Annotated in this window: 10 protein-coding genes and 1 pseudogene; 4 read left to right on the top strand and 7 right to left on the bottom strand. The window is 54.9% G+C overall.

Annotation, left to right across the window (positions count from 1 at the left end):
* Positions 1-110: 110 nt before the first annotated feature.
* Entirely contained in the window at positions 111-506 is a 396-nt protein-coding gene (locus F7Q90_RS16475) for an Lrp/AsnC family transcriptional regulator (protein ID WP_006120695.1), read from the bottom strand.
* A 132-nt stretch (positions 507-638) separates the two neighbouring features.
* Here F7Q90_RS16475 and F7Q90_RS16470 point away from each other — a divergent pair, with 132 nt between their 5' ends.
* Entirely contained in the window at positions 639-1,679 is a 1,041-nt protein-coding gene (locus tag F7Q90_RS16470) for a zinc-dependent alcohol dehydrogenase family protein (RefSeq protein WP_006120694.1), read from the top strand.
* 222 nt (positions 1,680-1,901) lie between these two features.
* The gene (locus F7Q90_RS16465; protein WP_006120693.1) at positions 1,902-3,197 is read left to right on the top strand and encodes an MFS family transporter; all 1,296 of its coding nucleotides are present in this window, start codon (positions 1,902-1,904) and stop codon (positions 3,195-3,197) included.
* Between the two features lie 41 nt (positions 3,198-3,238).
* Here the strand turns inward: F7Q90_RS16465 and pssA are convergent, their stop codons facing one another.
* The 4 genes and pseudogenes from pssA to trxC form a co-directional block, all read right to left on the bottom strand.
* Positions 3,239-4,594: a CDP-diacylglycerol--serine O-phosphatidyltransferase gene (pssA, locus tag F7Q90_RS16460; RefSeq protein WP_006120692.1), complete on the bottom strand. Its 1,356-nt coding sequence runs from the start codon at positions 4,592-4,594 to the stop codon at positions 3,239-3,241.
* 99 nt (positions 4,595-4,693) lie between these two features.
* Entirely contained in the window at positions 4,694-7,369 is a 2,676-nt protein-coding gene (locus F7Q90_RS16455; RefSeq protein WP_006120691.1) for a bifunctional acetate--CoA ligase family protein/GNAT family N-acetyltransferase, read from the bottom strand.
* Between the two features lie 140 nt (positions 7,370-7,509).
* On the bottom strand, positions 7,510-8,190 hold the full coding sequence (locus F7Q90_RS16450) for a tRNA-uridine aminocarboxypropyltransferase (protein ID WP_006120690.1): 681 nt from the start codon (positions 8,188-8,190) through the stop codon (positions 7,510-7,512).
* Between the two features lie 82 nt (positions 8,191-8,272).
* Positions 8,273-8,681, bottom strand: a pseudogene (trxC, locus tag F7Q90_RS16445) (thioredoxin TrxC).
* 159 nt (positions 8,682-8,840) lie between these two features.
* Here trxC and F7Q90_RS16440 point away from each other — a divergent pair.
* Positions 8,841-9,956 (top strand): tRNA/rRNA methyltransferase, encoded by a 1,116-nt coding sequence (locus F7Q90_RS16440; protein ID WP_006120689.1) that lies wholly within the window; start codon positions 8,841-8,843, stop codon positions 9,954-9,956.
* A gap of 66 nt (positions 9,957-10,022) precedes the next feature.
* Here the strand turns inward: F7Q90_RS16440 and F7Q90_RS16435 are convergent, their stop codons facing one another.
* The gene (locus tag F7Q90_RS16435; RefSeq protein ID WP_006120688.1) at positions 10,023-10,415 is read right to left on the bottom strand and encodes a winged helix-turn-helix transcriptional regulator; all 393 of its coding nucleotides are present in this window, start codon (positions 10,413-10,415) and stop codon (positions 10,023-10,025) included.
* A gap of 111 nt (positions 10,416-10,526) precedes the next feature.
* Here F7Q90_RS16435 and F7Q90_RS16430 point away from each other — a divergent pair, with 111 nt between their 5' ends.
* Positions 10,527-11,576, top strand: coding sequence for an NAD(P)-dependent alcohol dehydrogenase (locus tag F7Q90_RS16430; RefSeq protein WP_006120687.1), 1,050 nt, complete (start codon positions 10,527-10,529; stop codon positions 11,574-11,576).
* Between the two features lie 58 nt (positions 11,577-11,634).
* Here the strand turns inward: F7Q90_RS16430 and emrB are convergent, their stop codons facing one another.
* Positions 11,635-13,170 (bottom strand): multidrug efflux MFS transporter permease subunit EmrB, encoded by a 1,536-nt coding sequence (emrB, locus tag F7Q90_RS16425; RefSeq protein WP_006120686.1) that lies wholly within the window; start codon positions 13,168-13,170, stop codon positions 11,635-11,637.
* Position 13,171: the final 1 nt, after the last annotated feature.

Genomic DNA, 13,171 nt, shown 5'->3' with positions numbered 1-13,171 from the left:
AAGTGCAGATGCAGGGCTTCAAGTAGCCAGGTCCGGTGTTTCATACGCTAATGTCCATTATAAATGATGGACATTATTGTCAAGGAGCCGGAGGGAAACGGACAGACGGTCTAAATGCGACGCTTACGTTCCTTTTCAATAAACAGGCTGTAATGATCTAAATCCCGCGCAACCACCTGCAAAAGGAAGTCGGCCTCGCCAGTGATATTGTGGCATGACAGGACATAAGGATTCGCATTGATCCGCTCTTCAAAGTCTCGTGTTGCCGCCTCACTGTGTTGGCTGCAGACCAGACGCACGAATGCCATCACGCCAAACCCCATCTTTCGACGATTCACTACCGCCTGATAACCTTCAATGAAGGCTTCGTCCTCAAGCCGCTTCAGGCGCCGCCATGTTGACGCCGGGCTCATATCCAAATCCTGAGACAGCTTAAGACTCGATACTCTGCCGTCCTTTTGCAGATAGCGCAGTAACGCCACATCTTTCTTATCAAGAATGCTCACTGAAATATCCACTCAGCCTTACTATCATTAATGAAAGATAATTTCATAAACCATGATCCGCCTGCAATACACGAAAAGTAATTTCACGGCCTGTCAGTATACTTTTAGTAAACCATACATGAGGGTTTACTGATGAAAGCGGTCATATACGAATCATTTCTGTCCCCGCCTGTCCTGAAAACGCTGCCGGATCCCACACCGGAACCCCATGGCGTTGTGATTCGGGTTAAAGCAACTGGGGTTTGCCGAAGCGACTGGCATGGCTGGGTCGGCCACGATCCTGATATCCCATTACCCCACGTGCCGGGGCATGAATTCGCCGGCACGATTGAAGCGGTCGGCAGCGCGGTGACGAAATGGCGCCCGGGCGATAATGTCACCGTGCCCTTTGTCTCGGGATGCGGTTTATGCCATGAGTGCCATTCAGGCAATCAACAGGTCTGCGATCATCAGTTTCAGCCAGGCTTTACCCACTGGGGATCCTTCGCAGAATATGTCGCCATACAGCAGGCGGATCTGAACCTCATTGCTCTACCGGATACGCTGAATTTCACCACTGCGGCCAGTCTGGGATGTCGCTTCATCACCTCTTTCAGGGCCGTTGTTGATCAGGGGAAAACGTCCGCAGGGCAGTGGCTTGCTGTGCACGGCTGTGGTGGCGTAGGCCTTTCCGCCATCATGATTGCCAATGCACTTGGCGCCAATGTCATAGCGGTGGATATCTCGGATGAAAAGCTGCAACTGGCGCGTGAGCTGGGCGCTGTTGCCATCGTAAATGCCACGCAGGTCTCCGACGTAGCGGAAGCGGTCAGAGAGTTCACCCACGGCGGGGCGCACGTTTCAATCGATGCGCTGGGTCATACGGCAACCTGTGTCAACGCTATCAACTCATTACGAAAAAGAGGCAGGCACGTTCAGGTTGGCCTGATGGCAGGTGAACACAGCGCACCGCCCATTCCTATGGCGCGGGTCATTGCTAATGAACTGGAAATTATTGGCAGCCACGGCATGCAGGCCCATCGCTATGATGTGATGATGAACATGATTCATGCAGGAAAACTTTGTCCGGAAAAACTGATCGGCAGAACCATTAACCTGGAGCAATCCATAGAGGCGTTAATGAATATGGATAAGTTTGAATCGCCCGGTGTTACGGTGATCACCGCATTTTAACGGTCTCCCTGTGCGCATGTCAGTGCTTCCAGGATGTCATCGTGAGGCGCTGACGCAGCGTTATCGGTAAATGCCGCCTGATATATCACGCAATGATTTCAGTAAATTAGCAACACAGGTCACATTTTATAGGCTCGGGGCAACACCTCTTTCCGTTTTATTGCCGTCCATGCTTTACTCAACGCTTTAACGCTGCTTATCAGCAAGGAGCCGAGGCATAGCATGTCAGACATGAACAGCACTCCCCACACGCAGGCGATCGACAGAAAAAAACGTATCTGGGCCATCGTAGGCGCGTCCTCAGGTAATCTCGTCGAATGGTTCGACTTTTATGTGTACTCGTTTTTCTCACTCTACTTTGCCCATATTTTCTTCCCCCAGGGCGACACCACAACCCAACTGCTGCAGACCGCAGGCGTCTTTGCGGCGGGCTTCTTAATGCGGCCGATTGGCGGCTGGTTATTTGGCTACATTGGCGACCGCCACGGCCGCAAAAAATCCATGCTGATCTCGGTCTGCATGATGTGTTTCGGATCGCTGGTGATCGCCTGCCTGCCGGGCTACGAAAGTATTGGCATCGCCGCGCCCGCACTGCTTTTGCTGGCGCGTATGTTTCAGGGGCTGTCAGTAGGCGGTGAATACGGCACAAGCGCCACCTATATGAGTGAAGTCGCGCTGGAAGGACGAAAAGGATTTTATGCCTCATTCCAGTATGTCACCTTAATCGGCGGCCAACTGGCTGCGGTACTGACGGTCGTGGTGCTGCAGTTTCTGTTAACCGATCATGAGCTACGAACCTGGGGCTGGCGTATCCCGTTCTTTTTAGGCGCCGCGCTGGCTGTTGTGGCGTTATGGCTGCGCCGCTCGCTGGATGAGACCTCAGATAAACAAACCCGTGAACACCGCGATGCGGGCAGCGTCATCGGCTTATTGCGAAATCATACTAAGCCGTTTCTGATGGTACTGGGCTTTACCGCGGGCGGATCGCTGAGTTTCTATACCTTTACCACCTATATGCAAAAGTACCTGGTCAATACGTCAGGCATGGATGCGAAAACGGCCAGCGGATTAATGACCGGCGCATTACTGGTTTATATGCTGCTGCAGCCGATTATCGGTGGTTTGTCGGATAAAATCGGCCGCCGCACGTCCATGATGGTCTTCGGGGCTGGGGCAGCTATCTGTACTGTGCCCATCCTGACACTTTTGCAAAACGTTCAGAGTCCGGGCATGGCATTTGTTCTGATTATGCTGGCGCTGCTGATCACCAGTTTTTACACCTCGAACAGTGGGATTTTAAAAGCAGAGATGTTTCCACCGCAGGTCAGGACGCTCGGTGTCGGGCTTTCCTATGCGGTGGCGAATGCCATTTTTGGTGGATCGGCAGAGTATGTTGCGTTGCTGATGAAACACCACGACATGGAAACCATGTTCTTCTGGTATGTTTCTGGGATGGGCGCACTGGCCTTCGTGGTATCGCTGTTGCTGCACCGGCAGGGTAAGGGCATGACGCTTTAATCGGTCAGCATGCCGCAGTCAGTCTGCGGCATGCTGAAACACTAGAGGATACGACTGATCAGGCGGTCAATACGGATACGACGCAGGCGTCGAATCAGTTTACGGACTTTAGCCGGGTAGTCAGCAATACTTTCCAGCTCACGGAAATGCTTAACCACAGTGGTATGTTGGCGGATCAGCATCAGTTCGTGCTGGCGCTGATCGGCCAGTTGCTGATGCGGATCGTGGATCAGTACCGCATTTTCCAGATCCAGCCGCCAGGCGCGCGGATTCAGGTTGTTGCCTGTAATAAGCTGCCATTCATCATCGACCCACATCCCTTTCAGGTGATAGCTGTTCTCACCCTCTTTCCATAAGCGCACGATCAGCTGTCCGTTACTGACGTAATACTGCAGGCGACTCAAAAAGCGACGCAGATTAATTTCGTAGAGATAGGGCAGTGCACCGATGATCTTGAACGGCTCATCGGGTGCAATATAGAAGTCATTCGCCGTCTTATCACCCACAATGATCTCGACATCTTTGCCCTGACGTAACAGGGAAATGATATTGCGCACCAGCAAGGCGGGCAGGTTGAAATAGGGGGTGCAGATAGTGAGTTTTTTCTCTGCGCAGGGCATCAGATGGAAAATGGTCTTGTTCAGCAGGCTGTGTTTGCCTAAGCCTACTAAAGGCGTTACGGCCAGTTCATCGTTGCCAGCGTTGCCTTCAAACTGATAGTTAAAACCGCGCAGGTCCTGACGAAACTGCCGGGTTTCGTTTTTAATTTCCGGGCTGGAAGGCCGCTCTGCATAGTCCAGACGATTCACCGCCTCCGCCTCTTTCAAATGGTGATTAATCCATTCGAACATGGTGTCAGCCAGGGCGGGGTTACGGATGAGCTGATAGCGGTCGTAGCGGTATTTATCATGCTGGTGCAGGTAGACGTCATTAATGCTGGCACCGCTGTAAAGCAGCATGTCATCAATAATGAAACCTTTAAGGTGCAGTACGCCCAGCGCTTCACGCGTATTCACCGGGATGCCGTACACCGGAATCACGCTGTCGGGATGTTGCTGGGCCATCTCACAATACCAGTCGGCGTTAGTGACGCCGCGCGCGGCACCAATGCGCCCGCGCTGGGCGCGGTGCCAGTCAACTAAAATACTGATATCCAGCTGTGGACGCGCGATTTTTGCCGCATAAAGTGCGTTCATGACGGCGCGGCCCGCATCGTCATTTTCCAGATAAAGGGCGACGATACAAATGCGCGATTGCGCTGACGCAATCTTTTCCAAAAGCGTCTCACGGAATTCGCCAGGCGAATAAAGCGTCGACACATCCGCAACAGATTGTGACAGTTTAGGCAGCTGTGCGAGGTGTTGTTGGTGTTTATTGCGCTTAAATTTAGACAACATCACAGTGCACTTCTTCTCGGTTCATTGTATGGCCTTTTGCCACCAAATCAGGGTCATAACGCTAAATAATAACATCAACCCGGGCTGACCGGGCGATTTTTACTTTTCTGTACACGGTAAATTGACATTATCCTGTAACAAAAGCTTAAGGCTGACGATACCATCGTCCATCTGCACATCCACGTTAAAATTGAGTTTTTTCGCCAGCGTAACCATGCCACGGTTGCCCGGCATGGTGATGCCGTTCAGTTGTTGCAGGCCATGGGCGCGCGTGTAACGAATCATTTTTTCGAGTAACCGTCGCCCCATTCCCAGACCTTTCAGATCGGAACGTACCAGCACGGAGAACTCTGCATCAATGTTGTCGGCATCCGAAATGGCGCGGGTGACGCCGATGATCTCCGGCTGTCCCTGGTGCTGACGCACCGCGACGATCGCCATTTCCCGGTCATAGTCGATCTGCGTCATATTGGCCAGATCGTCATGTGTGAATTCGTTAATTTCGCTGAAATAGCGGTAGTAGAGATCTTCTTTGGTTACCTGACTGATGAAGTCACGCAGCAGCGGTTCATCTTCGGGTAAGATTGGGCGGAACAGGCAATGCTGACCATCTTTCAGCTCCACCTCTTCTTCCAGGTGCTGAGGATAAGGACGAATCGCCAGGCGGGTTTCGCTGTCACCGTCAAAGGGGGCCAACGACAGGGTGACGTCCAGCAGCGTGAAATCACTGCCCGCCGCCAACAGCGGATGAATATCCAGGCGCGCTATTTCCGGGCAATCCACCACCAGGTTAGACACCTGTACCAGTAACTGGCTCAGCGCGGCAACATCAAGAGGGATGAGCGCACTGCGGCTGCGGATCTTACCGCCTTTGATAGCCTGTATGACCAGATAGCGCGCCAGCGTCATATTGAGCGGCGGCAACGCTACGGCAGCCTGTTTCTCAGCCTGCCATTCCACGCCACCTTCACCCAGCATGATGATCGGGCCAAACAGCGGATCCTGTTCCACGACTATGCGCAGCTCCTGTGCTCCGGCACGATTTGCCATGGTCTGCACGACCAGCCCTTCGATTCGGGCGCTGGGTAACGTCTGTTTTACGCGGTCGATAATGGCGTCTGCCGCGCGCCGCACTTCAGCAGCATTGCGCAGATACAGCATCACGCCCTGAACGTCGGATTTATGCGCCACGTCCGGGGAGCGCAGTTTTAGCGCAACCGGGTAACCGATTTGTTCGGCAATGGTGACCGCATCATCGCTGTCTTTCGCAATCCAGGTGGGCAGAGTGGCCAGTCCGTAGGCTTTGAGCACCGGCTGCACCTCATGCGTATCCAGCGATAACACACCCTGATTTAATGCCTGAGATAAGATCTGGTGCGCCTGCGCACTGTCCTGAGTCAGACTGGCCGGTAGCGCGGGGGTTTCCCGCAGTAACTTCTGATTACGCCGGTATTCCACCTGGTGCATAAAGGCGGTAACGGTACCTTCCGGCGTGCGCCAGGTAGGAATGCCCGCCTGCGTAAAAGCCCGGCGCGCCGCCTGAGAAGAGTATTCCCCGCACCAGTTCGTCAACAGCGTAAGCTGTTTACCGCGCGGATGTTGTTGCACCAGCTGAATAATTTTCTCTGCGGTTTCGGTGGCGGGGGCAACGGCACTGGGGGCATGAATCAGCATCAACGCATCTAAATCATGGCTGTCGAGCAGCACGCTAATACAGTCAAGATAACGCGTCGGTGTGGCATCGTCTTTTAAATCAAGCGGATTGCCATGTCCGACGCCCTCCGGCAGGACAGCATTGAGCTGCTGCACGGTCTCGTCGCTCAGCACGGCCAGCTTACCGTTGCGGGCATAGAGTTCATCCAGCGCCAGTGCGGCGGGCGCGGCACCATTGCTGACGATCATCAGGCGATGACCACGCGGCGGGCGCATATGGCTTAAGGATTCCACTGCGGTAAACAGCTCATGGGTATCCTGTACCCGCAGTAACCCGGCGCGCTGAATGGCGGCATCCCAGGCGGCATCCAGACCACTGTGCGTTCCCAGCAACGCCTGTGCCTGACGGCTGCGCCCACTTTTGATGATCAGGATGGGCTTATTACGTGAGGCGCTTCGCGAAGCCGAGACAAAACGGCGTGCATCACTAAGATGTTCAAGATAAAGCAGAATCGCGCTGGTTTTGCCATCGCGGACAAGAAAATCCAGCAGGTCATCCACGTCGGTATCCAAACTGTCTCCCAGCGCGATAAACCAGGAGAAGCCCAGGTTACGCTGCTGTGCCCAGTCGAGAATGGTATTAGAGACGGCGGATGACTGCGAAATAAACGCAATGCGGCCCTTAGCAATGGGTACGGGCGAAAAGCTGGCATTCAGTCCCTGCCACGGTGCCAGCAGGCCCAGACTGTTAGGGCCGAGCAGACGGATCTGCCAGCGGCTGGCGCACTGTTTTAATTCGGGAAGCTGGCTGGTGGGCGCAGAAAGAATGATGCAGGCTTTACAGCCTTTCTCGCCAAGCTGCTGCAGCAGTTCCAGATTCCTTTTGTGATGGGTGCAAATCACCGCCAAATCCGGGGCGAAAGGCAGACTGTGAATATCAGGCCAGGCCAGCACGCCGCTGACGGCTTTGTATTTTGGCGTAACCGGCAACACCGGTCCGCTAAAGCCGCCGGCCAGCAGGTTGCGCATCATGAAATAGCCTGCGCGTCCCGGTTTGATCGAGGCGCCGATAACCGCAATGGATTTCGGCCTTAACAGCGCTTCCAGTCCGCGTTGACTCATCACGTACTCCATTCATCAGGATTTAGGTGATTGTAAACGTATTTGCCCCGTTTTACCGCCGGGCAGATCGCAGGCTGAAGAAGGGCGTACATCAGCGCGCCCGGGACACTATTCGTCACGCATGTACGTGACCGCTAACGTTATCGGTTCTGAACGGGATGGTGCGGTTTACCGGCCAGGTAAGCCTGGCGAAACTGCTCAAAATGCCGGGATAAAGCCTGCGCTGCGTCGCTGTCGCCCGCCTGTTGCAGTAATGCCGCTGCAATTTCTGCCGTACAGTGCTGGCCTTCGCCGTGTGCTTCACGCAGCGTGTAGCGGGAAGGGGACGTTACATTGAGCGACAGCACCGGGAAACGATCAAGCCAGGGGCTTTTGCGAAACATCTTCCGCGCCTCATTCCAGGTACCGTCCAGCATAATAAACAGCGGCGGTTTGCCCGACAGCGGCGGCGCGTGGAGAACCTCGCGACCGTCATCCGCATAGGAGGCAGGAAAAACCACCATCGGCTGATAAGCCCCATCGGCCACCGCCGCCAGTAACAGCGGATCGGGCTCCGTGCGTGACCAGCCAAAGGCCTGCGTATTTGGCAACACATCCGCAATCAACCGGCCGGTATTGCTTGGCTTCATCGGCTCGGTATCAAACATCACCAGGCAAAAGCGGCTCCGGGCGGACTGTGTAACGATGCTGTCGCACAGGCACTGTTTTTCCGGCAACAGACAGTCCTGACAGCGAAGCACACGATTTCCGCGGGCTAAAAAAGGACGCGTAGCACGGGCCAGACGTTGGCTGCGTAAACGTAAAACGGCGTTATCAGACATGATTCTTCAGGACAGGGAAAAGCGTAGTGTAATCGAAGCGTCGGACAAAAGGAAAAGGCCAGCAGATGCTGGCCTCGGGGACTTACAGGGATTCGTCGAGCCACTCATTAAAGGGGGCTTTCGGCATCGCGCCGTTCAGCACATCCACCATCTCGCCTTTTTTAAACACCATGATGGTCGGGATGCTGCGAATGCGGAAACGGCTGCTCAGGGCGGGCTCGGCTTCGGTATTCACCTTCAGAAAGCGAACCTTACCGCTACGCTCCTGCGCGACGTCGTTATAAACGGGCGCAAAGTTGACACAAGGGTGCCCAAAAATCCACGACGACAGGCAGGTCATCCTGCAGATAGCTGTCCAGCGTGGCGGCAGTGGCGTTGATCACGTCACCCGAAAACAGGCTTTCGCCACAACGACCACATTTGGCACCATCGGCAAGCCGTTCTTCGGGAACGCGATTGGTTGCCTGACAAGACGTGCATACCGTATTCATAAAAAACCTCTGATAATGATGTAGAGCGCTTTGCTCAATATTGTCCATTATGAAGGGTGATAAGATCCGCTCAATGTGGATTGCTCTATAGGTTCAATAGTTGATAGCTAAGCGTAGTAACATCAGGTAATCTTCGCGCTCTCAATGCAGGAGGAAGAAATGAACGACGAATTTAAAGGCAAAAGTGGTAAGGTCAAAGTCATGTATGTGCGTGGCGAAGATGAGCAAAGCGCGCGTGCGCCCAATCCTCGTACAGGCAAAGGTGGCCGTCCTGCTGCTCGCCGTGAAGACACTCGTCGTTCATCCGGCCCACGTACTGAGCGCAGTGAAGAAGGCGGACGCAGTACAGGTCGTCGCAGCGACAGCGCGCCACGCCGCAATGACAGTGCACCTCGCCGCAACGATCGCAGCAGCGATAACCGCGACGCTTACGGCAGCAGTGATTCGCCCTGGCGCACCGTTTCCCGTGCACCGGTCGATGAGCCCAAATCGGATAACCCGGGCATCAGCGGTAAAGGTGTCGTGGACGTAGAGCAGATCCGCCGCCAGCGCCTGGAAGAAACCCGGGTTTATGGCGAAAACGCCTGTCAGGCGCTGTTCCAGAGCCGTCCCGAAAGCATCGTGCGTGCCTGGTTTGTGCAGAGCGTTACGCCGCGTTTTCGCGACGCGCTGCGCTGGCTGGCAGCGAACCGTAAAGCCTACCACGTGGTAGATGACGCTGAGATCACCAAAGCCTCCGGCACCGAACACCATGGCGGTGTGTGCTTCCTGATTAAAAAGCGCATGGGCATGGATGTGGCGGCGTGGCTGGAGAAGGCCGAAAGCAAAGACTGCGTGCTGGCCCTTGAAGATGTCAGTAACCCACATAACCTTGGCGCTATCATGCGTAGCTGTGCACATTTCGGTGTGAAAGGGCTGCTGGTGAATGATGCCTCGTTGCTGGAATCCGGCGCGGCAGTTCGTACCGCGGAAGGCGGGGCGGAACACGTTCAGGCCATCAGCGGCACAACCTTTACGCAAGGCCTCGACGCGTTCCGTAAAGCGGGTTACACCATCGTAACCACATCCAGCCATCAGGGTACGCCGCTGTCTGAAGCCGAGCTGCCTGCCAAAATGGTACTGGTGTTAGGGCAGGAACGTGAAGGCTTGTCCGACAGCACGTTCCAGCAGGGCGATATGAGCCTGTCAATTGGCGGCACCGGTAATGTGGAAAGTCTGAATGTGTCGGTCGCGACCGGTGTGCTTTTAGCCGAATGGTGGCGTCAGAACGCATAATCTGTGCGAGCAAAACGATGGCGCGGCCAAGGCGCCATCATGCTCTATGCCGTTCGTTACCGCGCTTTACTCTCCCTCAGGCTTTGATCGCTGATAATGCGCATCCATCTCATCAAGTACCTGTTGATTCTCCAGTCCCCATTGATAAAGCTGTTCCACCGGTTCCGCAAAGGTTCTGCCCAGCGCCGTTAACTGATATTCCACTTTAGGCGGCACCACGTCATAAACATGGCGGGAAATTAATCCGCGTTGCTCCAGCTCTTTTAGCGTCTGAAACAACATCTTTTTCGATATTCCCTGCAGGCTTCGCTGCAGTTCCCCCGTACGTGCGCGGCCGCCAGGCCAGTGAAACAGTGCGTGCAGCACCATTGTGCTCCACTTCACCGAAAACAGATCCATCAGGCGGCGTGGTGGCGAATCCACATAAAAAACCAGTTTTCCGTCAACCCAGGCTGGCATAGTGTCCTTCCTTTCTATGGTCACCAAAGGGTGACTACTATCAATAATGAACCCATTTCAGTAGAGTTTGCCGCCTTCCGTTAAATAACGCCAGATACGATGAGAGGCACAATGAAAATCAATGCACTGATCGCCCACGATGCGTCACAACCTCTGACGCCCGGCCAGATAGCGCTGCGTCCGCTTCAGCCCAGTGATGTCAGAATCGAAATTCTTTACTGTGGCGTTTGCCACTCCGATTTGCACATGGCCCGCAATGAGTGGGCGGTGAGCCACTATCCATTAGTACCCGGTCATGAAATTGTGGGCCGGGTTATTGAAACCGGCGGAAAGGCCAGCCGTTTTGCCCCCGGCGATCTTGTCGGTGTGGGCGTGATGGTGGATGCCTGCCGCACCTGTCGTTTTTGTCAGCAGCAGGAAGAGCAGTATTGCGAAGCTGGCTTCACCGCGACCTATAACGGCACAGATAAATATACCGGGGAGCGCACCCGGGGCGGTTATGCGGAACACGTTGTCGTCGATCAGGATTTTGTTGTATCGGTTCCTTCGCACTTGCCGCTGGCAGGCGTGGCCCCGCTATTGTGTGCGGGCGTCACTGTGTGGTCACCGCTCCGTCACTTTGATGTCAAAGTGGGCGACAAGGTTGGCGTCATTGGCCTGGGTGGCCTGGGGCACATGGCGGTAAAACTGGCGAGCGCACTGGGTGCGGACGTCACGCTGTTCACCACCTCTCCCGACAAAGCGGAAGATGCGCGCCGACTTGGTTCCCGTCATGTTGTGGTATCACGTCATGCAGCAGAGATGCAGGCCTGTCAGCAGTCGCTGGATCTGATCGTGGACTGCGTTGCCGCGCCTCACGATCTGGATCCCTATCTGGCCACGCTTAAAACCAATGGCCGTCTGGTGCTGGTGGGCATTCCCGACAGCCCGCACGCCTCACCGGATATCACGCCTATGGTATTCCGCCGTTTAAGCATCAGCGGCTCTTCTATTGGCAGCATCAAAGAAACGCAGGACATGCTGGACTTCTGCGGTGAGAACAATATTACGGCTGACATTGAATTGATTCGCGGAGAGCAGACAGAAGAGGCATTTGCGCGGATGCTGAAAGGGGAGGTGAAATACCGGTTCGTGATTGATATAAAAGCGACGCGTTGGTAAGGACGTTCTGGCGTACCGGGCAGGTACGCCAGAACCGGCGAAGACAGTGCGGCAGCCGCTAGTGCGCGCCGCCGCCTCCGCCGCCCGCGCCGAACGGTGGACGGGCAAACCAGATCAGGACCAGCAAGACGAGGAACACGCCCGCCGAGGCCCAGAAAATCTCATTGGCAGAGATAATCAGCCCCTGATTGGTGATCTGCTGGGCGATGTAGGCCGATGCCTGCTGATGCGACATGCCCATCCCTTCAAGCTGGCTGTACATCTGCTGCGCATTGATGTTGTACGGCGTCACCGATTCGGTGAGGTTGCTGTGGTGCATTGCCTCACGATCCGTCCACATTGTCGTGGTAATGGAAGTGCCAATCGAGCCCGCCAGCGTACGCACAAAGTTAGACAGGCTGGATGCCGCGGCCATGCGCTCCGGTGGCAGACCGGAAAGCGTAATTGTCGTCAATGGCATAAAGAAGCAGGCCACCGCGAAGCCCTGAATAAACTGAGGCCAGGTGGAGGCCGCAAAGTCCATCTCGGGCTCAAAGGTGTAAGCTCGCCAGTAAAAACATATGGCATACATAATGAAGCTAAACGTTACCAGTTGCCGCATGTCTATCTTATGCGAGAAACGCCCAATAATCGGCGACAGGATAACCGGGATAATCCCCACCGGTGCCGACGCCAGCCCGGCCCAGGTTGCGGTATAGCCGTAGACCTCCTGCAGCAACTGCGGCAACAGGACAATCGAGCCAAAATAGAGCATGTAGGCCAGGCTAATCGACAAACAGCCTATGGTGAAATTACGCGATTTGAACAGCGACAGATCGACTATCGGATGCTCATCCGTCAACTCCCATATCAGCAACATTACGAGCGCCACCACGGCGACAATGGTCAGAACGATGATTTCCGTCGAACTAAACCAGTCCAGCTCTTTACCCCGATCCAGCATGACCTGCAGCGAACCGACTCCGACAATCAGCAGGACCAGGCCGACGGTATCGATCGGTCGAATCTGTGTCTGGGTTTCACGACCACGCAGGGTTTGCAGCGTCAGCATAATGACGACAACCCCGATAGGAACGTTGATAAAGAAGATCCAGCCCCAGTGGTAGTTATCGCTGATCCAGCCGCCGAGGATCGGTCCACATATCGGGGCCACGATCACCGTCATCGCCCAGAGCGACAGGGCGATACTGCGCTTGGCCGGGGGATAGTTGTTCAGCAACAGGCTTTGCGACAGCGGAATCAACGGACCGACCACGATCCCCTGAATGACGCGGAAGAAAATCAGCATCTCCAGGCTTTCTGACATACCGCAGGCCCAGGAGGCCAGCGCAAACAGGATAGTGGACCAGGTAAAGAGTTTGACTTCACCGATGCGCTTGGCGAGCCAGCCGGTAATCGGAATCGAGATAGCATTGGCCACCCCGAATGAGGTGATGACCCAGGTTCCCTGGGAGTTGGACGCTCCCAGGTTACCGGCAATCGTCGGAATCGCAACGTTCGCAATGGTAGAGTCCAGAACCTGCATGATCGTCGCCAGCGATAACGCAATGGTCATTAAGACCAGCGGCATCCCTTTAAGCGGTGTTTGTGCCATT

The organism is Pantoea stewartii subsp. stewartii, assembly GCF_008801695.1.
Lineage (GTDB): Bacteria > Pseudomonadota > Gammaproteobacteria > Enterobacterales > Enterobacteriaceae > Pantoea > Pantoea stewartii.
This window is presented reverse-complemented; position numbering and strand designations above follow the sequence as displayed.